Consider the following 20425-nt stretch of genomic DNA (forward strand, 5'->3'; position numbering starts at 1 on the left):
GACTGCCTCAGAGGAGACCCACGTCGATCTGCTGCCCCTCCGGCGCGGGCAGCAGCAGCCACAGGCACAGCAACCCGGCGCTGACGAGGACGAACGCTGCGGCTCCGGCCCCGCCGCGTGCCCAGCGGGCCCGAAAGCGCACCGGATCCTCGATCAGGTGTTTGGACCCCGCGGCCAGCACCAGCGAGACCGCGATGACCAGCGGGGTATGGGACCACCCACCGAAGGGCGAGATCCCCTCCGGATCCATCAGCACGATCACCGGCCAATGCCAGAGGTACAGGCTGTAGGAGATCCGGCCCAGCCACGTCAGCGCGGGAAGCTCCAGAACGCCGCGGAGCGTCCCACGGGGCCCTCCGCTCCGGTGGTGCTCCGCGCACAACCCGATCAGCAGCGCAGAGGCCACAGCGTGGGCGAACAGGCCACCGGTGAACAGGCCGAAGGAATCAGTTCCGGTGGCCAGCAGCCAGGAGCTCAACAGCCCGGTGGTCAGCAGCAGCATCACCGCTCCTAGGGTTCGGCCCAGCCGACGGATCAGCCCGGCGAACAACCGACGGGCAGGCTCCGTGGCAGCCGCGGCACCGAGCAGCAGGGAGAAGGCCCTGGTATCGGTCCCGGTATAAACCCGGGTGGGGTCCGAGGGATCCAGCATCAGCACCATCAGCACCTGGGACGCCACAGCCAGCGCCGCGCACAGGATGATCACCGCCCATCCCAGCGGCATCGCGTCCCCTCTGCGCCGGGGCCCCAGCACCGCGGTGAGCAAGGCTGCCAGCAGCATCAGAATGAGTGGCCAGAGGATATAGAACTGCTCCTCGACGGCGATGCTCCACAGGTGGGCGAAGAGTCGGGACTGACCGAAGGCCTCCCAATAGCTGGCGTCCTGGATCAGTAGATGCCAGTTGATCAGGTGCAGCTGGACCCACAGCCCGTCCGACAGGGTGGTGCGCACCAGCTCCGCGTTCGCCGTCGTCACCGCTGCCGAGCGCTGCAGCCACCAGGTTGCCAGGGTCGCCATGACCAGCAGAGCGGCCAGGGCGGGGAAGAGTCTGCGCAGCCGCCGTGCCCAGAACCGGGTGAGGGAGACAGAGCCGTCCGCGGTGATCTCGCGGAGCAGCAGTCCGGTGATCAGGAACCCGGAAAGCACGAAGAACAGGTCGACGCCAAGGAACCCACCGCTCAGATGCCCGGTATGGAAGAGCAGCACCCCAGCGATCGCCAACCCACGTAGGCCGTCCAAGGAGGGGATGTAGGAGGGGCTCTTCTCTGCTGGCTCCGAGGACAGGGACGCCGTGGTTTGGTGAGTCATGCGGACGAGCCTCTCCGCCTCGGTTCAGCACATGATCACCACGACGTCGCGGTTGTGTCGCAGTGGGGCCGCAGCCACGCTGCGACACAACCGCGACAAGCCCGTGATGAGGCCACAGACTCTCCCCGCAAGTGTGGACGGCATGGATGAACGGACCGCCTCTACAGACACAGGCCCTTCGAGGCAGCCGAGGCCGCGCCGATGGAGCAGAGGAAAGCTCGGAGCAGCCCTCGCTGGTACAGCGCTGGCGGCTGTGGCGGCATACACCGCCGTCGACCGTGCCGACGACGGAAACAGCGAGATCCCCCGTACCCTCGAGCAGCCCTTGCGCACGGTCTCGGAGTTCCTGCCGAGCCCGCTCACCCCCGCCCCGCAGGAGACACAGAAGGTCCTCCACCAGATCGACACCGATAAGCCGGTCATCTTCGTGACCATCGACGACGGCCACCACCCCAGTCCGGAGGCCCTCGAGGTCGTCCTGGAGCACCGGATGCCCGTCTCACTGTTCCTCAACGAGGAACCGGTGAGGTATGACGCCCTCCACTTCGAGGAGTACATCAAGCTCGGCAACCACGTTCACTCTCACACCCTGAGCCATGTGGAGCTTCCCCAGTACGGCTTCGAGGAACAGCGGCATGAAATCTGCGGCATGGTCGAGGTCCTGGAGGATGCCTTCGGCGACGACGGCGCAGTCGGAACCCTGCTTCGCGCCCCCTACGGCGCTTCTGAAGAGGCCACGTACGAGGCTGCGGCGACCTGCGGCATCGAGGCTATTCCACATTGGAGCGGAACGGCCGAGGGCGGGACCGTCACCCTAGCCCACGGGGACAGCTTCCGCCCGGGCGACATCATCCTGACCCACTTCACCGAGACCTTGCCCGAGGATCTGCGCGCCATCCAGGAGAAGGCCGAGGAGGAGGGCTTCACCATAGCCCGCCTGGAGGACTATCTGTAGATCAGCCGGGGGTTTCCGCAGATTCTCATCCCGGGTTTACGAGTCGGTGGCGAGGCATGGTGATCTCGTCCGCAGTGCTTTTCAGATGTTCGCGCTGGGTGTGATGGGGCTCTGGTGTGACCGCGCCTTGGTCGAGCTTGAACGTGGCCGTGCTGGTCGTGCCCCTTCCGCGCGGCCGGGGCACCATGGGCGACCACTGCACCGAGCCCCACCGATTCCTGTTTCACGTGGAGCGCGAACGGAAGGCGGGACGTCTCACCTCGCCGACTGGAATTGGACGGTGCCGCCGTTCTCGGGATCGGTCACCGCAGTCTTTCGCAGGGCTCGTTCAATTTCCTGAAGTGTCGGGTTCGTAGCTGATCCCGAAGAACGGCAGTACTCGTTCGGGTAGGTCCCGAATTGCGCGGTTGGTCTTGGCGATGTTGTCTGCTCCTGCCACCTTCAAGGCGCCGTTGGCCAGGTTCCTCAAGGTGGCCATCGCGCGTGGTGCGCTCCCGGAGTGAACGGTGCAGGCATCCTCGGCGAAGGTGACATCGCGGATGTGATGGCTGGAGTTCTCAATCGCCCACTGCCCCCGCACGTAGTCCGCCGGCTCCGGCCGGTGCGCCGCTCCGCAGCCACAGCGATGAACGAGATCCTGCACGGCCTGGGCTGAAGGCCCACCGACCCCGGTTCTACCCCACTTCTACCCCACCCGGGCAGCAGAAAAGGGCCCACCGGATGGTGGACCCTTCGATGACCTGCCAATTCTGTGTCGGGACGGCGGGATTTGAACCCACGACCCCTTGACCCCCAGTCAAGTGCGCTACCAAACTGCGCTACGTCCCGTGTGCCGGTCGTCCGTGCGGGCGCCGACGCAAGAGATCTTACCGCATCCCCGCTGTGGACCGGGCATCGGCGGCCGGGCGGTCCAGCTCCGCGAAGGCTTGCCGGGCGAGGGTGCGCCCGGCCCGGTTGGCGCCGATGGTGCTGGCCTGGGGCCCGTAGCCGGCCAGGAACAGGCGGGGTTCGCGCACCGAACGCCCGTTCTCGACCTGGATGCCGCCGCCGGGTTCCCGCAGCCGCAGGGGTGCCAGGTGGGTGAGTTCGGCGCGGAAGCCGGTGGCCCAGATGATGGTGTCCACGGGTTCGAAGGTGCCGTCGTCCCAGCGCACACCGTCGGGTTCGATCGAGGTGAACATGGGCCGTGCCACCAGCAGCCCCCGGTCGCGGGCGGCCAGGTTCGCGGGGGTGGCGGGCAGGCCGGTGCCCGAGACGATGCTGGGCAGCTGCCGTCCGGCGCGGGCGGCTTCGTCGGCCTCGCGCACGGCCCCGCGCCCGTCGACGGCGTCGGTGAAGGTGACCGGCCTGCGGGTGACCCAGAGGGTGTCGGAGGCCACGTGTTCGAGTTCGTGCAGGAACCCGATCGCGGACGTGCCCCCGCCCACGACCAGGACCCGCCGGCCGGCGAAGTCCTCGGCGGCCCGGTACTCGGGCGTGGAGATCTGCACCCCGGCGAAGTCGGCGGCCCCGGGCACGTGAGGGCGGAAGGGGCGCGCCCAGGTTCCGGTGGCGTTGATCAGGACGGTGGTGCGCACGGTCCCGTGGTCGGTCTCCAGCACGAACTCGCCGTCCTTGCCGGTGTGGACCCGGTGGACGTGCACGGGGCGGCGTACCCGCAGGTCGAAGTGGCGCTCGTAGCGGTCGTAGTACTCGCGCACGATGTCGCGGGCGGGCCGGGTGGGGTCGGCGGTGTCGAAGCTGAGGCCGAGTTCGCGCATGCCGGGCAGGTCGTCGACCTTGTGCACGAGGTCCAGGCGCAGCGCCTGCCACCGGAACTGCCACGCGCCGCCGGTGTCGGGCCCGCGGTCGAGTACGAGCAGATCGGAGCCGGGGGTCATCCCGAGACGGCGCAGGTGCCAGGCCACGGAGAGCCCGGCCTGGCCCGCCCCGACCACGACGACGTCGACGGCCTCCGGCAGGGGTGCCCCGGGGGCTTCGGCGGCTGTGGTCGCGGTGACGCTCATGTGCCCTCCCTCACTGGTGTCGATGGTGTCAACAACACGAGTGGCGGGCTTTTTCCCGGAACGTCCCCGACGTGAGCACCGGCACAGTCTGCCGTTCTGCCACCGTTCCGCCCACCTCAGGACGATCGCTCCGTCTCGTGCACGCCGAAGGACACCGGTTCCCCGCCCACACCACAGGCCCAGGGGTGCCACACTGGCGTTCATGTCCAACCCGATTCCCCCGCAGAGTCCCCCTGCCTCTGGCTCGCAGCCTCCCCCACAGCCCCGGCACCGGCGCGGCTTGCGTCCGGGTTACCTCGCCTCCTTGGTCTCCTTGGCCGTGGCCCTGGTGATGGTGGGGGTCGTCGCCGCTGTCGGCACCCGGATCAGCCATCCCGAACCGGAGTACATCGTCGAGCTCTCCGACGACTCCCTCGTCGAGGTCGAGGTCGAGGAGGGCGATCCCCTGGGTGAACTCGCGTTGTTGTCCCTGGAGAGCCCGGGATGTGTACACGGTCTGCCCTCGGGAGACCTGGGCGAAATGAACGTCCGAGGTCTCGGGCAGTGGGAGTTCGGTTCCGAAGGCCGGACACCGTATTTCGTCTACGAATTCGAGGAGCCGGGGACCCATACCGTGGAGTGCACCGAGGAGGTGGACGGCGGCCTCGCCCTCGCAGCCGAGAGCATCGATGCGGCCGAGACCCGGCAACAGATCTGGGCCGTGACCGCGCTCGGCGTACCCACCGTGGCCGTCCTGCTCGCCATCGGTCTGGCCCTGGCCACGTTCCTGCGCAGCCGCAAGGAGAGCACCGCCCGGCCGCCTCAGCACTGACCGCACCGTCCTACCCGGCATCCGAGGGGCCTGGCCGCGCGGCCGACCCCTTCGCGTCGGCACGCCTCCCCCGCGCCGACCGGGCAAGAACGGTCAAGCGCCCGCCCCCGCCCCGCGCACATACTGGCCGTATGAACGAGGCGGACAGCGGACGCGACCGGCTCCGCGAACTCCTGGACGCGGTCCTGGACGAGGACAGCACGACCCTGGCCGACATGGCCGACCGTGCGTTCAGTTCTCCGTTCCACTTCACCCGGACTCTGTCCCGGCAGGCCGGCGAGCCACCGGTGGCCCTGCGCCGACGGGTGCTGTTGGAGCGTGCGGCGTGGCGGATCGGCCAGGGCACGAGCGTCACCGACGCGGCCTTCGAAGCCGGTTACGGGTCGGTGGAGGGCTTCACCCGTGCCTTCACCCGCACCTTCGGCCACCCGCCGAGCGCGACCGTGCCGGACGGTGCGACGTGGGTGCCCGCGCCGAACGGCATCCACTTCCATCCGCCGGTCCACCTGTGGGTGGAACAGAACCCGAGGAGGCACACGGGCATGGACGTCACGGCACTGCAGGTGCACCACGACGTGGAGGACACCGCTGACCTGATCGAGCTGGCCGCAGGCCTGGCCGACGAGCAGTACCGCCACGAGTGGTTTCCCGGGCTGAGCGTCCTGACCTGGGACGGGACGGAGGGGTCGATCGCCGCGTGCCTGAACCGCCTCGTGTACACGAAGGAGACCTGGCTGGCCTCCATCGAGGGCGGCGACCTCCCCGACCGGGGCGGTGACGCCCCCGGGGAACTACGGGATCGGCACACCCGGGTGGCTCGGCGCTGGGTGGCGGCCACGGCCGACATCGACCGCCGCGGCGCATGGGGCGACCGGATCGTCGACGCGGTCTGCGACCCGCCGGAGAGCTTCCTGTTGGGCGGGATCCTCGCGCACGTACTCACCTTCGCCGGGCACCGCCGGCAGATGGTGCGGCACATGCTGCGCGCCTGCGGGGCCGGGGCCGACCACGGCGATCCCCTCGAATGGCTGCAGGACCGCAACGGAGGACGAGGAGGAACACCGTGAGCACCGTGTACATGACGGCGACGAGCGTGGACGGGTTCATCGCCGACGAGAACAACTCCCTGGACTGGCTTTTCACCGCTGACGGGGGTGAGGCCGAGAGCGAGGCGGAGGACCACATCGCCACCGCCGGGGCGATCCTGATGGGTGCGGGCACCTACGAGTGGATCACCACCCACGAGGACGTGGAGAAGTGGCCCTACACCGCCCCGACGTGGGTGCTCACCCACCGGGAGCTGTCCCGGATCGAGGGCGACATCCGGTTCACGGCGGCCGACACCGACGAGGAACTGCACGCGCTGCACCGGAAGATGGTGGAGTCCGCCGACGGGCGCGACGTGTGGCTGGTCGGCGGCGGCGGGATCGCCGCGGACCTGGCCCGCCTGGGGCTCCTGGACGTCGTGGACGTCTCGTTGGCACCGGTCACCCTGGGCGCGGGCGCTCCCCTGCTGGCGGGGCGGGTCGGTCTGCGTCCGGTGAAGGTCTCGCTCGCGGGCGACTTCGCGTGCCTGCGCTACGAGGTGGTCAAGGGGTGATCCCGTGCCCGGCCCCGTCTGCGCTCGCGCGCAGGCGGGCGTCGGCCTCGGCGAGCTCCTCCTCGGTGAACACGGCGATCCCGTGCTCGGTGAGCAGCTGCGCGGTGACGCCGCTGCCGGGGGTCTTGGTCCCGCTGAACGTGCCGTCGTAGATCTGCCTCAGCCCGCAGGAGGGGCTGGACTCCTTGAGTACGGCCACCGCCGCACCCGTGGAGCGGGCGGTGGCCAGCGCGGACCGGGCACCGGAGACGAAGTGGTCGGTGACGTCGCGCCCGTCGGGGGTGAGGATGCGGGCGCGCCCGGCCAGGACGTCGGCGGCGCCGGCACCGGGTTCGATCTCGGCGGGCGGCCGGGGCACGGGCAGACCGCCGGCGACCTCGGGACAGTGCTGGACCACCCTGCCCTCGGCCCGCCAGAGGGCGACGGTGTCGTCGGAGAGGTTCTTGGCGCGCCCGTCGAAGCGCACCTTGCGGCCGAGCAGGCAGGCGCTGACCAGAACCTTGCGCATGCTCTGCTCCTTCCGTCGACACCGGGAGCACGTTCCACGTCAGCGGCCTCCCGGCACGCCCGGCCGTTCCGGGACCGGCCCCGGAGCGGCCCGGCGTGTGCACGGGTGCTGGTCAGCGGCGCCCGCCGCGCGGCTTGCCGCCGTTGCGAGCGCTGCCCTTGGAAGCACGGTTCTCCGTACCCGTGGCGTTCTTCTTCTCCCGGATCCGCATGCTGATGTGCAGCGGGGAGCCCTGGAACCCGAAGTCCTCGCGCAGGCGGCGCTCGATGAAGCGCCGGTAGTTGTCCTCCAGGAACCCGGTCGTGAACAGGATGAAGTGCGGCGGCCGCGCGCCGGCCTGCGTCGCGAACAGGATCTTGGGCTGCTTTCCGCCGCGCGCGGGCGGGGGCGTGGAGGCGACCTGTTCCTTGATCCAGTTGTTGAGCTGCCCGGTGGGGATGCGCTGGTTCCACCCGGTCAGGCTCGTCTCAAGCGCCGGCACGAGCTTCTCCATGTGGCGCCCGGTACGCGCGGACACGTTCACGCGAGGGGCCCAGGAGACACGGGAGAGCTGGCGGTCGATCTCCTTCTCCAGGTAGTAGCGGCGCTCCTCGTCGAGGGTGTCCCACTTGTTGAACGCCAGCACCAGTCCGCGCCCGGACTCCACGACCTGCTCGACGACGCGGATGTCCTGCTCGGCCAGCGGCTCGCTGACGTCCATGAGCACGACCGCGACCTCGGCGCGCTCCAGTGCCTGGCCGGTGCGCATCGTGGCGTAATAGTCGGCGCCCTGCAGGGCACGGAAACGGCGGCGGATCCCGGCGGTGTCGATGAACTTCCAGGTCTGCCCGCCCAGCTCGATGAGCTCGTCCACGGAGTCGCGGGTGGTGCCGGCCACCGGGTCCACGACGACACGGTCCTCGGCGGCGACCCGGTTGAGCAGGCTGGACTTGCCCACGTTGGGGCGGCCCAGCAGGGCGATCCGGGGCGGGCCCTCCTCCTCGACCGGGTCGAACACCGGATCGGGCTTCTCGGGGAAGGCCTCCACGACGGCGTCGAGCATGTCACCGGTGCCGCGGCCGTGCAGGGCACTGATGGCGTAGGGCTCGCCCACACCCAGGTTCCACAGCTCCAGGGCGTCGGACTCCTGCATCCGGCCGTCGACCTTGTTCGCGGCCAGGACGACCGGCTTCTCGGCTCTGCGCAGCACACGGGTGACGGCGGCGTCGGCGTCGGTGATGCCCACGGTCGCGTCGACCACGAACAGGACCACGTCTGCGGTCTGCGCCGCGTACTCGGCCTGGCGGGGGGCCGTGGCGGCCAGCCCGCTGACGCCGGTCTCCCAACCGCCGGTGTCGACGAGGGTGAAGTGGACGTCCTGCCACTCGGTGTCGTAGGCGACCCGGTCGCGGGTCACCCCGGGCACGTCCTCGACCACGGCCTCGCGGCGGCCGATGATCCGGTTGACCAGGCTGGACTTGCCCACGTTGGGGCGGCCGACCACGGCGACGACGGGGACGGGTGTCTCCGCCTCCTCGCTCACCGTCTCGACCATGTCGGTCACGTCGAACTCACTCATGTACTACTCCCGGTACTCGGTCCCCACGCGCCCAGGATGCGTGCCGTGAGGACGGACGAAAATGCACGCCGTGCCCGGAAAGGGTCCGGGCACGGTACGTGAGGGGCGCCGGTGAAGCGCCCCGCGGCCACGGGGAACAACCCCGTCGGGTGCTCTTGTGTTCCTCCTCGGGGAGGTTCTGTCCGCGAGCCCCGGAACGGACGGTGGGTCTACTCGGCAGCGGTGACGGTGCTGCGGGCCGCGTCGGCGAGGCCGACGACGAGGGTGATGACCTGGCCCAGGTCCAGCCCGGTGGTGTCGAGCTCGGTGGCATCGGCGGTCTGGGTCAGCGGCGAGGCCTTGCGGCTGGAGTCGAGGGCGTCGCGGCGAGCCAGGTCGGCCTGGGTACCGGCCACATCCGTGGTGCGCACCTCCTTGCTGCGGCGCGCGGCACGGGCCTCGGCGGAGGCGGTCAGGAACAGCTTCACCGGCGCCTCGGGGGCCACCACGGTGGTGATGTCCCGGCCCTCGACGACGATGCCGGCGCTCTCGGCACGGGCGGCGGCGATGATCTCGCGCTGGGTACGCACCAGGCGCTCACGGGCCTCGGGCACGGCCGATACCGCGCTGACGTTGCCGGTGACGTCCTCACCTCGGATCTCCACGGCCACGTCGCGGCCGTCGACGGCGACGGAGGGACCGTCCGGATCGGTGCCCATGGTGAGCACGGGACCGTCCACGACGGCGGCCACGGCGGCGGCGTCGGAGACGTCCACACCCTGGTCCAGCATCCACCAGGTCAGGGCCCGGTACATGGCCCCGGTGTCCAAGTACCGCAGACCACGCGCCTTGGCCACACCGCGGGAGGTGCTCGACTTGCCCGACCCGGAGGGGCCGTCGATCGCGATGACGATGCCCTCGGTGTTGCCCTGCACGTTCACTGCTGTCGACTCCCGCTCGCCGGAGGTGTAAAACGGATTCGCCACAGCGTACCTCCGGATCGGCGGCGATTCGGACGGGTCCGTCAGCGCCCCGGATGCACCGACCATCCGGCGGCCGACAGGGCCCGCACGAGGGTGTCCTCGGCCTCGGGGAGCACCGACAGCGACACCGTACCCATGGGCAGGCCGGGGGTGTGCTCGATCCGCACGTCCTCGATGTTGACGCCGGCCTCGCTCGCCGCGGCGAAGAGGTGACCGAGCACACCGGGCTCGTCGGAGACGACCACGGGCAGGACCGCGTATTCGGGGCGCTGGACGGCGCCGTGCTTGCCGGGAAGGCGCCCCTGGCCGGCACGGCCGCGTTCGAGCACCTCGCGCAGGGGATCCAGGGCACCGTCGGGGCCCTGGACCTCCTCCAGGCTGTGGGCCGTGGCGGTCAGGTCCTCGGCGATCGCACGCAGCACCCGCGCCACGGGGGCGGCGTTGTGGCCGAGGATCGTGGTCCACATGCCGGGATCCCCGCCGGCCACGCGAGTGACATCACGTACACCCTGCCCGGCCAGCGCCAGCGCGGACTCGTCACCGTCCGGCAGCTGCGCGGCCATGGCGGAGGCGACCATGTGCGGAGCATGGGAGACCAGCGCCACCGCTCGATCGTGGAGGGAGGCGTCCAGCACCCTCGGGTCGGCCCCGCACAGGCGGGCGACCTCCGATACCGCCGCGATCGCCGAGGGATCGGCCTTGCCGGTGGGGCACAGCGCCCAGGCACGGCCCAGGAACAGGTCGGAGCGGGCGGCGCCGGGACCGTTCTTCTCCCGGCCGCCCATGGGGTGGCCGGGCACGAACGTGGCCATGTCGCAGCCCAGGCGCTCGGCCCCCGCGACGACACTGGCCTTGACGCTGGCGGCATCGGTGTAGACCTGCGCCAGGCCCCGGTCCTGCGTCTGCCGCAGGACCTGCGGAACGACCCCGGGCGGGGCGGCCACCACGGCCACATCGGCGGGCACGGGCAGCGCACCGTCCTGCAGCGGACGGCCCGCGCCCAGGTCGACGGCCATGCGCAGGGTGGCGGGGTCGGGGTCGGACAGGACCACATCGACCTCGTGCGAGCGCAACGCCAGCGCGATCGAAGTGCCGATGAGGCCGGCGCCCAGTACCAGGACGCGTTCCACACCCGGCCGTTCCCCGTGGTCCGTACTCACCGTGTCCTCCACTGCTGCGCGTCCCCCACCTGCGTCCTTCCCAGTTTAGGTCCTCCGCCGTGCGCCCCTCGCCCGCGCAGAAAAGGCCGCCGCGCGGGCGTTACTGGGCGATGTCCAGGCGCAGGGCCTGAGCGCCGCGCAGGTACACGTGCTGGACCTCCGAGCGGGGCCGTTCGGTCTCCACGTGTGCCATGAGGCGCACCACCCGGGGCAGGGCGTGGGGCACGTCCAGTTCGGTGGCGCACATCAGCGGAACGTCGGAGAAACCCACTTTGCGGGCGGCCAACGCCGGGAACTCGCTGTTGATGTCGGGGGTGGCGGTGAAAAGCACACTGATCACGTCGTCGGTGGTCAGCTCGTTGCGGCGCATCACTTCCGCGACCAGTTCGGCCGTGGCCTCCAACACCTGATCGCGCTCGTCCGCATCGACCTGAACCGCACCTCTGATGGCACGTACCGCCACGTTCGATCCCGCCTTGTCGTTCGTGAGTGTGGGGCCGCCGCCCCGGACATGAGCGGCGGCGGCCACAGGCACGGAATGTTCCGAGCTGTGACCGCCGTCAACTGTATCCAGTGCCGCACCGGTCGGGGTCTTCCCCGCGGACCTCGGCCGAGGTGGCTCTACAGGCCCGCGACCCCGTAGAGCTCGCTGACCTCTTGCGTGGTCAGCGCACGCATCGTTCCCGGCTTGAGGGTGTTCAGGCCGATCGGACCGACCTGGGTGCGTGCCAGGTCGGAGACCGGGTGTCCCAGCTCCTCCATGAGGCGGCGCACGATGTGCTTGCGCCCCTCGTGCAGGCGGATCTCCACCATGGCCTTGGGTTCGGCGTCGTCGACCACACGGAAGGAGTCGACCTCGACGGGCCCGTCGTCGAGCTCCACGCCCTTGCGGACACGGCGCTCCACGTGGCGGGGCACCGGACCGGGCACCTTCGCGATGTAGGTCTTGACGACCTTGTACCGCGGGTGGGTGAGCCGGTTGGCGAGGTCCCCGTCGTTGGTCAGCAGGATCAGACCCTCGGTCTCGGTGTCCAGCCGTCCCACGTGGAAGATGCGCTCGGTGGTCTGGCCGGTGAAGTCGCCCAGGGTCGGGCGCCCCTGCGGGTCCCACATGGTGCTGACCACGCCCCGCGGCTTGTTGAGGGCGAAGTACAGCTTGTCGGGCGCGGTGACCACACGCATGTCGTCCACGCGGATCTCCGACTTCTCCGGGTCCACGCGGGCCCCGAAACGGCGGACGATCTCCCCGTCGACGCTGACGCGGCCCTCCGCGATCATCTGCTCACTGGCGCGGCGGCTGGCCACACCGGCGGCGGCGAGTGCCTTCTGCAGCCGGATGCCGCCGGGCACGTCGTCGTAGGTGTCGCGGTCGACCTCGCGGCGCTCCTCGTCACCGGGCTCGTAGTCCTTGCGCAGGGCCCGCAGTCGCTCCTGCGCGGCCTTGGAGAGCTGGGCCTCGTTCTTGACCCGCTCGCCCTGGTCCCGGTACTTGGGGCCGCCGGCGGGCTGCTTGCGGCGGTCGGGACCCTTGTGCGGGGAACGGCCGCCACGGCGGTCGTCGCGGCCCCCGCGCTGATCCTCGCGGCTGCCGCGGGAGTCACGGTCACCGCCACGGCGGTCCCGGTCCTCACGGCCGCGGCCGCGGTCGTCCCGGCGATCCCGGTCACCACGGTCGTCGCGGCGCCGGTCGCCCCGGCCGCCGCGGGAGTCTCGGTCCTCACGGCCGCGGGCGTCGCGCCCCCGGCCGTGGTTGCGGCCCTTGGGGCCGCGGTCGTCTCTGTTGTCGCCGCGCTCACCGCGCGGGGCTTTGTCAGTACTCACCGGTGTCGTCTAGACCTTCGATGTCGTCGGGGAGGAACGGGGCGAGGTCGGGCAGCTCGTCGAGGCCGCGCAGACCCAGTCGTTCCAGGAAGTAAGTAGTGGTCCGATACAGCAGTGCGCCGGACTCGGAATCGTGTCCGGCATCCTCGATCAGGCCCCTCAGTACGAGGGTACGCATCACGCCGTCGCAGTTGACACCACGAACGGCCGAGACCCTGCCGCGTGAGACCGGTTGGCGGTAGGCCACCACCGCCATCGTCTCCAGTGCGGCCTGTGTGAGCCGCACTTCCTGTCCTTCCTTGAGAAAGTGCTCGACGATGTCGGCGCATTCGGGACGGGTGTAGAAACGCCATCCCTCGGCCACCGCTCGCAGGTCGAAACCCCGTCCCTGCTCGGTGTATTCCCGCGACAGCGATTCCAGGGCCGCCAGTACCTCGCCGACGGGTGCGCCCACCCCCTTGGCCAGGTCGTACTCGGAGACGGGCTGGTCCACCACCATCAGCACCGCCTCCAGATCCCGGCGCAGCCCGGGCCTCTCGGAGAGATCTCCCACATCGGCTGTCTGCTCGGTGGTCACGAATTCTCCCCCGTCTGCTCGGTCCCGTCGTACTCGCTGTCGACCTCGACCTCGCCGTCCCCCCCGGTCCAGGTGACGGAGAGTTCCCCCAACGGATCGGGCTGGTCGAAGGCGACGTTCTCGGCCCGGTACAGCTCCAGCAGGGACAGGAACCGGGCGACGACCTCGAACGTACCGTCGCACTCGACCGTCAGTTCCGCGAACGTGAGGGTGCCGTGCTCGCGCAGGGCGGCCACGACCATCTCACCCTGTTCCTTGACCGAGGTCTTGGTCTGATGGATGTGGGTGACCGGGACGCTGGGGGGTTCCTTGGGGGTGAGGACCATGCCGGCCAACGCCGCGAACTCCTGCGGGCCGAGCTTGAAGAACACCTCGGGGCGCAGGGACGCGAACCGCTCCTCCAACGGGACCGCGCGGGCGTAGCGGCGGCCCTGGGCCGCCAGCCGCTCGCGCATGATCGCGGCGACCTCCTTGTAGGCGCGGTACTGCAGCAGACGGGCGAAGAGCAGGTCGCGGGCCTCCAGCAACGCCAGGTCGGTCTCGTCCTCCACGTCGCCGCGCGGTAGCAGCCGGGCCGCCTTGAGGTCGAGCAGGGTCGCCGCGACCAGCAGGAAGTTGCTGGCCTGGTCGAGGTCCCATGCCTCCTCGAGTGTCCGGATATGGGCGATGAACTCGTCGGTGACCTTCGACAGCGACACCTCGGTGATATCGAGCTTGTGCTTGGAGATGAGCGCCAACAGCAGGTCGAAGGGGCCCTCGAAGTTGTCCAGGTGCACCTGGAAGGAGTTCTCGCCGACCTCCTCGGCCGTGTGCTCCTCAACCGCCATACCGGCCACCCGACCGCCCCCGCGTCTTCACAGTCATACAACAAGGGTGTCATCGGTCGGCACCGACCGATGACACCCTTGCCGTTTCCCCGTCCGGGCCGCCCCCATCGCTCCCCCGGCGGCGGGGCCGGCTCCTATTCCTCGGTCAACCGACGCACCAGCATGCTGGAGGCACCGTTCTCCTCGAAGTCGGCGAGCAGAGCGGCCACCGCCTCGCGCACGAGCCTGCCCCGGTCGGCGCTGAGCCCGTACTCGGCCCGCAGGGACAGACGTGTCTGTTCCAGGGCCAGCAACTCCGGGCTGGAGATGTAGACGGTGATCTTCTCGTCGTGGCGCTGCCGTCCACTGGGTTTGGGCGCACGGGAGATCCCCGTGTCCTGCTGTTTCCCCTGTCGTGGAGCGGGCGGCGGCCCGCTCTCGTCCCCGTCGCGCTGCTTGGGTGCCTCGTGCCGGCGGTCGGTCTCTGTGTCCGGCGTTTCCTCCGAACCTGCGGAGCGGAAGAACATCTCGTCCGCTCCCGGCAGGTTCACGCGCCGCGACCGCTGAGAGGCCACCTAGCCAGCACCTCCTTGGCCAGGTCCCGGTAGGCGTTGGCCCCAGCCGAGGACGAGTCGAAACTGGTGATGGGCTCGCCCGCCACCGTGGCATCCGGGAAACGCACGGTGCGGTTGATGACCGTGCCGTAGACCTTGTCGCCGAACCCGTCCACGATCGTGGACAACACCTCGCGGGCGTGCAGCGTGCGCGGGTCGTACATGGTGCCCAGGAACCCGTCGATGACCAGCTCTTCGTTGAGGCGCTCCTGCACCTTCTGGATGGTGTCCATCAGCAGCGCCACCCCGCGCAGCGCGAAGAACTCGCATTCCAGCGGGACGACGACGCCGTCGGCGGCGGTGAGCGCGTTGACGGTGAGCAGGCCGAGCGAGGGCTGGCAGTCGATGAGGACGACGTCGTAGTCGTCGATCACCGGGCGCAGGGCACGGGCGAGCATCTGCTCACGCGCGACCTCGCCGACCAGCTGGACCTCGGCGGCCGACAGGTCGATGTTGCTCGGGATCAGGTCCAGGCCCTCGACGTCGGTCTTGAGCAGGACGTCCTCGACCGTGACGTCGCGCTGCATGAGCAGGTTGTAGACGGTCAGGTCGAGTTCGCGCGGGTCCAGACGGCCGAGCCCGACCGAGAGCGCGCCCTGCGGGTCGAAGTCGACCAGCAGTACACGTCTGCCGAACTCGGCGATGGCCGCCCCGAGGTTGATGGTGGTGGTGGTCTTGCCGACCCCGCCCTTTTGGTTACACAGTGCTACAATCCGTGCCGGACCGTGTTCGTGGATCGGTGCCGGCTCCGGAAAGTCCCGCTGCTGGAGTCTTGCGGTTTGCAGTTCGGCCCCCGTGTCGCGTGTCGTTCCCCAGGGGTTGGTCACCGGGTCGGCGAGCTCCCCCTCACCGACGGGTGCGTTGCGCGCATCCACGTCGTTCTCCGCCCAGTTCACAACCCTTGACCTCCCCCACGGACCGGACCGGCCCACAGAGCACTCCTCTGGGCCCGGCCGCCGTCGGAAACTCAATATGTCGACAGCAAGGTACCTCCGTGCGGCGACTCTAGAACGACGACACGACGCACTTCAACATGATCCTGCAAGGATTACCCGCTGGGGCCGGGCCTCCCGAGGGCGCCCGTACCGTTACGTCTCGTAGGGAAAGAGTACACACTGGGCACGCGTGGCTCACCCCGTCCGGTATCGCCGCAGCCCTCACCGGGCGGCCGCACGGTGGGCCCTGGGGTGGCTGACCGCGTAGACCTCCCGGAGGTGCTCGACGGTGACCAGCGTGTACACCTGTGTGGTCGTCACCGAACTGTGCCCCAACAATTCTTGGACCACGCGGATATCTGCGCCCCCGTCGAGCAGGTGGGTGGCGAAGGAGTGCCGCAACGTGTGCGGGGAGACGCCCTCCACCCCGGCGCGTTCGGCCACCGCGCCCAGCACGCCCCACCCGCCCTGGCGCGTCAGGCGCCCGCCGCGCGCGTTGAGGAACAGGGCAGGCCCGCCCCGACCGGAGCGGGCCAGGAAGGGGCGCACCCGTACCAGGTAGGCCTGCAGGGCACGGCTCGCGTAGGACCCCGACGGCACCAGGCGTTCGTGCCCGCCCTTGCCGCGGAAACGGATCAGCCCGACCCCGCCGTCGGCCGGCTCGACCGCATCGGCGACGTCGTCCACGTCCAACCCCACGGTCTCGGAGATGCGCGCCCCGGTCCCGTAGAGGACCTCCAGGAGCGTCCGGTCGCGCAGGGCGAGCAGATCGGCGCGCTCACCCGAGGCGGGTGCGGCGGCCGGCCCCGCGGCCCCGAGGAGACGTTCCACGTCCTCCAGGGGCACCGCCTTGGGCAGGCGCATCGGCGGCGCGGGCGGCGCGACCTCGGCGGCCGGGTCGGTGCCGCACCATCCCTCGCGCAGAGCGAAGGCGTGCAACCCGCGCACGGCCGCCAGGGCCCGCCCGGCCGAGGCCGCACCCAGCGGAGGGTGTTCGTCGTCGCCCTCCCTCAGCACGGTGAGAAAGGCCCGCACCTGGGCCGGGTCCACTCCGTCCGGGGCCCTGACACCGTCCCCGGCGAGGAAACCGTCGTAGCGGCGCAGATCACGCCGGTAGGCCACCAACGTGTTGTCGGCCAGGGCGCGCTCGGCGGCCAGATGGTCGAGGTAGGTGCCGCACAGCCGTGCCAGGGGCCCTTCCCAGGCCGTGCTCACCGCTCGGAGACCTCGGACAGGTCGGCGAACCCGTCCTGGGCGGCAGTACGGGCGGCCAGAATCCCGACCATGGTGATGCCGTTGCGCACGCGCCCCTGCATCACCAGGCCGACCGCCTCCTCCAGCGGAACCCAGGCGGCGACCAGGTCGGCCTCCTCGTGCCGACGCACGAACCCGTTCTCCGCCTCGGGCACCTGCGACAGGCCGCGTGCCAGGAACAGGTGGACGACCTCGTCGGTGACTCCCGGACTCGGCAGGATCGAGGGCAGTTCGTGCCAGGTGCGGGCGCGCAGCCCGGCCTCCTCCACGAGCTCGCGCCGGGCGGCGGCCACCGGGGGCTCCTCCTGCACGTCCAGCATCCCGGCGGGCAGTTCCCAGAGCTTGTGCCGGACCGCGTGCCGGTACTGGCGCTGCAGCAGCACACGGCCCTGCTCGTCCAGGGCCAGCACGGCGGCGGCACCGGGATGGAGGAGGTAGTCCCGGGCGGCCACGACGGTGCCCCCTTCGACGCCGTCGGGCATCTCCACCCGGTCGGTGGCCAGACCGAACACGGGACCGCGGTAACGCTCCTGCGAGCTCTCCACCGGCCACACCGCGGGGACGTCCGCGACCTGCGCGGACGTCCCCTGTTCCGGCTGCTGTCCGGTCGAGTGGGTGTCAGTGCCCATGTGTGCCTCTCCAGGCTCGGCGACCACTCCCGCCCGACGGACGTGCAGCTCAGCCCTCCTTGCGCTTCAGGGCCGCGCTGACCAGCCCCTTGAACAAGGGGTGGGCCTTGGTCGGACGGGAGCGCAGCTCCGGGTGCGCCTGGGTCCCCACGAAGAACGGGTGCGCCTCCCGGGGCAGCTCCACGTACTCCACCAGCTTGCCATCGGGGGAGAGCCCGGAGAACACCAGGCCGGAGTCCTCGAGGGCACCGCGGTAGGCGTTGTTGACCTCGTAACGGTGGCGGTGGCGCTCGGAGGCCTGCGCCTCTCCGTCGTAGAGGTCACGCACCAGGGAGCCCTCGCCCAGGGCCGCCGGGTACATCCCCAGACGCATGCTGCCACCCATGTCGCGCTCACCGGAGACGACGTCGGCCTGCTCGGCCATGGTCGCGATGACCGGCTCGGCCGCCTTGTCGTCGAACTCGGCGCTGTTGGCACCCTCCAGCCCCAGGACGTTGCGGGCGTACTCGATGACCATCGCCTGCAGGCCCAGGCAGATGCCCAGCAGCGGCACCCCGTTCTCACGCGCGTAGCGGATGGCGCCGAGCTTGCCCTCGATACCGCGCACGCCGAACCCGCCGGGGATGAGCACACCGTCGGCGCCGTCGAGCTCGGCGGCCGCCCCGGAGGGGCTGGCGCAGTTGTCGCTGGCCACCCAGCGCAGGTTGACGTGGGTGTTGGTGGCGAACCCGCCGGCGCGCAGGGCCTCACTGATCGACAGGTAGGCGTCGGGCAGGTCGATGTACTTGCCGACCAGGGCGACGGTGACCTCGTGGTCGGGCTGGTGCACGCGGCGCAGCAGCTCGTCCCACTCGGTCCAGTCGACGTCGCGGAAGGCCATGCCCAGGCGGCGCACGACGTAGGCGTCCAGGCCCTCGCGGTGCAGGACCTTGGGGATGTCGTAGATCGAGGGAGCATCGGGGGTGGAGACCACACCGGCCTCGTCCACATCGCACATGAGACTGATCTTGGACTTCAGGCTCTGGGTGATGGGCTGGTCCGAGCGGCACACGATCGCGTCGGGTTGGATACCGATGCTGCGCAGCTGCGCGACCGAGTGCTGGGTGGGCTTGGTCTTCATCTCACCGGCAGGACCCAGGAACGGGATGAGCGAGACGTGGAGGAAGAAGCAGTTGTCCCGGCCGATCTCGTGCCGGATCTGGCGCACGGCCTCCAGGAAGGGCTGCGACTCGATGTCGCCGACGGTGCCGCCGATCTCGGTGATGACGATGTCGGCGTCGGCGGAGTCCATCGCGTAGATGCTGGACTTGATCTCGTTGGTGATGTGCGGGATGACCTGCACGGTGTCACCGAGATAGGCGCCCTGGCGTTCCTTGGCGATGACGCTGGAGTAGATCTGCCCGGTGGTGACGTTGGCCGAGGCGGACAGCTCGGTGTCCAGGAAACGTTCGTAGTGGCCGACGTCGAGGTCGGTCTCGGCCCCGTCATCGGTGACGAAGACCTCGCCGTGTTGGAAGGGGTTCATCGTTCCCGGGTCGACGTTGAGGTAGGGGTCGAGTTTTTGCATGGTGACCCTCAGCCCACGCGACTTCAGGAGCCGCCCCAGACTCGAGGCGGTCAGACCCTTGCCCAAACTGGAGGCGACGCCGCCAGTAACGAAAAGGTGCTTGGTACTCGCGGCGGATGCCAAAGTGTTGCTCCCGTGGGTTGAATGGCTACGGCGGGGCTCGGGTCGCACTGAGCGGCCGTAAGGTGGTCCGGTTCCGAGCTGCTGAACAGCGCTCGGGCCGCCGGTCTCCACGGGGCACCAGGATAACAGGCCTCGACAGGTCCGCAGGTGGCGACCGAGGCCACGAGCGACCGTTGCCCTCCTCCGAGCTGCAGGATTGCCGCAGACAGGGGCCGCGGGGCCCGGTGTCGCGTGGGCCACAGCCACCGCGGACCCTGCCCCGCCCCGGAAGAAGCGCTCCGGCGAGGTCCTCAAGCGGGGAAGGCACCGGCCCGGCTCAGGTAGGCGGGCGGCATCTTGCCGAGGCGCTCACCCATCCACTCGGCCACCTCGATCGCCCCGGACAGGCTCACCCCGGTGCGCAGCCCGCTGCGGTGGAGCATGTACAGCAGGTCCTCGGTACCGATGTTGCCGGTCGCGGCCGGGGCGAAGGGACAGCCGCCGAACCCGCCGAGACTGGAGTCGAGCACCCGCACCCCCGCGTCCACCGCCGCCAGGGCATTGGCGTAACCGGTGTTGCGGGTGTTGTGGAAATGGCAACGCAGGGTGCGGTCCCCGGCGACCTCCTGCGAACGCCGCAACAGATCGGAGACCTGGCGGGGCACCCCGACACCGATGGTGTCGGCCAGCGCGATCTCCTCCGCCGAGGTGTCAGCGATGCGCCGCACCACCTCCACCACCCGTTCAGCGGGCACCTCACCGTCGAAGGGGCAACCGAACGCGGTGGAAACGGTCACGCTCAGAGACACACCGGTACCCGCCAGCGCACCGTCGATGCCGGCGAGCGTCTCCAGCATCGCCTCCACCGTCGTGCCCTGGTTGCGGACACTGAACCCGTCGGTGGCGGGCACGGCCACGTTGACCTCGCCGACCCCGGCCTCCAGGGCACGGTCCAGACCCTTGCGGTTGAGCACCAGACCGATGGAGGCGGCCCGGGCAGGCTCGGAGAGGGAGGCCATGATCTCCTCGGCCCCGGCCATCTGCGGCACACGCCGGGGGTTGACGAAACTCACGGTCTCGACACGGTCCGCCCCGGCGGCCACGGCGCGTTCGACGAGCTCCACACGGTCCTGCACGGGCAGCGTGCGGTCCTCGTTCTGGAGCCCGTCACGCGGGCCCACCTCGACGATCTGCACCCGTTCGCCGCCCTCGGGACCGCGGTCCTCAGCCGCCATCGCACCTCACCTCTCC

Annotated in this window: 21 protein-coding genes and 1 tRNA gene; 4 read left to right on the forward strand and 18 right to left on the reverse strand. The window is 70.2% G+C overall.

Annotation, left to right across the window (positions count from 1 at the left end; all coding sequences use genetic code 11):
• Positions 1-7 precede the first annotated feature (7 nt).
• On the reverse strand, positions 8-1309 hold the full coding sequence (locus tag D473_RS0104755; protein WP_017607942.1) for an acyltransferase family protein: 1302 nt from the start codon (positions 1307-1309) through the stop codon (positions 8-10).
• Positions 1310-1562: 253 nt separating this feature from the next.
• Here D473_RS0104755 and D473_RS0104760 point away from each other — a divergent pair, with 253 nt between their 5' ends.
• Entirely contained in the window at positions 1563-2264 is a 702-nt protein-coding gene (locus D473_RS0104760; RefSeq protein ID WP_017607943.1) for a polysaccharide deacetylase family protein, read from the forward strand.
• A 328-nt stretch (positions 2265-2592) separates the two neighbouring features.
• Here the strand turns inward: D473_RS0104760 and D473_RS26350 are convergent, their stop codons facing one another.
• The 3 genes from D473_RS26350 to D473_RS0104770 all read right to left on the reverse strand — a co-directional run bounded on the left by D473_RS26350 (position 2593) and on the right by D473_RS0104770 (position 4270).
• Positions 2593-2907 carry a hypothetical protein gene (locus D473_RS26350; protein WP_338044134.1) on the reverse strand — a complete coding sequence of 105 codons (315 nt, stop codon included), beginning with the start codon at positions 2905-2907 and terminating at the stop codon, positions 2593-2595.
• A 111-nt stretch (positions 2908-3018) separates the two neighbouring features.
• A tRNA-Pro gene (locus D473_RS0104765) sits at positions 3019-3092 on the reverse strand.
• A 38-nt stretch (positions 3093-3130) separates the two neighbouring features.
• Entirely contained in the window at positions 3131-4270 is a 1140-nt protein-coding gene (locus D473_RS0104770) for an FAD-dependent oxidoreductase (protein ID WP_017607944.1), read from the reverse strand.
• A gap of 280 nt (positions 4271-4550) precedes the next feature.
• On the opposite strand from D473_RS0104770, the gene D473_RS0104775 reads away from it, so the two are divergent.
• From D473_RS0104775 to D473_RS0104785, 3 genes are all read left to right on the forward strand, one after another.
• Positions 4551-5081, forward strand: coding sequence for a hypothetical protein (locus D473_RS0104775; RefSeq protein WP_017607945.1), 531 nt, complete (start codon positions 4551-4553; stop codon positions 5079-5081).
• Positions 5082-5212: 131 nt separating this feature from the next.
• Positions 5213-6148 (forward strand): helix-turn-helix domain-containing protein, encoded by a 936-nt coding sequence (locus tag D473_RS0104780; RefSeq protein WP_017607946.1) that lies wholly within the window; start codon positions 5213-5215, stop codon positions 6146-6148.
• On the forward strand, positions 6145-6681 hold the full coding sequence (locus tag D473_RS0104785) for a dihydrofolate reductase family protein (protein ID WP_017607947.1): 537 nt from the start codon (positions 6145-6147) through the stop codon (positions 6679-6681). The genes D473_RS0104780 and D473_RS0104785 overlap by 4 nt, the downstream gene beginning before the upstream one ends.
• Here the strand turns inward: D473_RS0104785 and D473_RS0104790 are convergent.
• From D473_RS0104790 to D473_RS0104855, 14 genes are all read right to left on the reverse strand, one after another.
• On the reverse strand, positions 6671-7189 hold the full coding sequence (locus D473_RS0104790) for a DUF523 domain-containing protein (protein ID WP_017607948.1): 519 nt from the start codon (positions 7187-7189) through the stop codon (positions 6671-6673). The genes D473_RS0104785 and D473_RS0104790 overlap by 11 nt on opposite strands.
• Before the next feature lie 112 nt (positions 7190-7301).
• Positions 7302-8747, reverse strand: a complete 1446-nt coding sequence (der, locus tag D473_RS0104795) for a ribosome biogenesis GTPase Der (RefSeq protein WP_017607949.1) — start codon at positions 8745-8747, stop codon at positions 7302-7304.
• A 209-nt stretch (positions 8748-8956) separates the two neighbouring features.
• Positions 8957-9667 carry a (d)CMP kinase gene (cmk, locus tag D473_RS0104800; RefSeq protein ID WP_017607950.1) on the reverse strand — a complete coding sequence of 237 codons (711 nt, stop codon included), beginning with the start codon at positions 9665-9667 and terminating at the stop codon, positions 8957-8959.
• An 83-nt stretch (positions 9668-9750) separates the two neighbouring features.
• A complete protein-coding gene (locus D473_RS0104805; RefSeq protein ID WP_026126607.1) occupies positions 9751-10869 on the reverse strand; it encodes a prephenate dehydrogenase in 1119 nt (372 codons plus the stop codon).
• A gap of 100 nt (positions 10870-10969) precedes the next feature.
• Positions 10970-11332: a chorismate mutase gene (gene aroH / locus D473_RS0104810; protein ID WP_026126608.1), complete on the reverse strand. Its 363-nt coding sequence runs from the start codon at positions 11330-11332 to the stop codon at positions 10970-10972.
• A 158-nt stretch (positions 11333-11490) separates the two neighbouring features.
• The gene (locus D473_RS26355) at positions 11491-12690 is read right to left on the reverse strand and encodes a pseudouridine synthase (protein ID WP_017607953.1); all 1200 of its coding nucleotides are present in this window, start codon (positions 12688-12690) and stop codon (positions 11491-11493) included.
• Complete coding sequence (gene scpB / locus D473_RS0104820; RefSeq protein ID WP_017607954.1) at positions 12680-13267, reverse strand: SMC-Scp complex subunit ScpB; 588 nt, start codon at positions 13265-13267, stop codon at positions 12680-12682. Before scpB ends, D473_RS26355 begins: the two co-directional genes overlap by 11 nt.
• Positions 13264-14094, reverse strand: a complete 831-nt coding sequence (locus tag D473_RS0104825; RefSeq protein ID WP_017607955.1) for a segregation and condensation protein A — start codon at positions 14092-14094, stop codon at positions 13264-13266. The genes scpB and D473_RS0104825 overlap by 4 nt, the downstream gene beginning before the upstream one ends.
• A 134-nt stretch (positions 14095-14228) precedes the next feature.
• Entirely contained in the window at positions 14229-14648 is a 420-nt protein-coding gene (locus D473_RS0104830; protein ID WP_394296761.1) for a hypothetical protein, read from the reverse strand.
• Positions 14621-15583: a ParA family protein gene (locus D473_RS0104835; protein ID WP_017607957.1), complete on the reverse strand. Its 963-nt coding sequence runs from the start codon at positions 15581-15583 to the stop codon at positions 14621-14623. Before D473_RS0104835 ends, D473_RS0104830 begins: the two co-directional genes overlap by 28 nt.
• Before the next feature lie 261 nt (positions 15584-15844).
• Positions 15845-16837, reverse strand: a complete 993-nt coding sequence (locus tag D473_RS0104840) for a tyrosine recombinase (RefSeq protein ID WP_017607958.1) — start codon at positions 16835-16837, stop codon at positions 15845-15847.
• Positions 16834-17505: an NUDIX domain-containing protein gene (locus D473_RS0104845; RefSeq protein ID WP_017607959.1), complete on the reverse strand. Its 672-nt coding sequence runs from the start codon at positions 17503-17505 to the stop codon at positions 16834-16836. Before D473_RS0104845 ends, D473_RS0104840 begins: the two co-directional genes overlap by 4 nt.
• A gap of 49 nt (positions 17506-17554) precedes the next feature.
• Positions 17555-19195, reverse strand: coding sequence for a CTP synthase (locus tag D473_RS0104850; RefSeq protein WP_033352688.1), 1641 nt, complete (start codon positions 19193-19195; stop codon positions 17555-17557).
• 290 nt (positions 19196-19485) lie between these two features.
• On the reverse strand, positions 19486-20409 hold the full coding sequence (locus tag D473_RS0104855; protein ID WP_017607961.1) for a hydroxymethylglutaryl-CoA lyase: 924 nt from the start codon (positions 20407-20409) through the stop codon (positions 19486-19488).
• Between the last annotated feature and the right edge of the window lie 16 nt (positions 20410-20425).

Origin of the sequence: Nocardiopsis xinjiangensis YIM 90004 (assembly GCF_000341145.1) — a bacterium.
Lineage (GTDB): Bacteria > Actinomycetota > Actinomycetes > Streptosporangiales > Streptosporangiaceae > Nocardiopsis > Nocardiopsis xinjiangensis.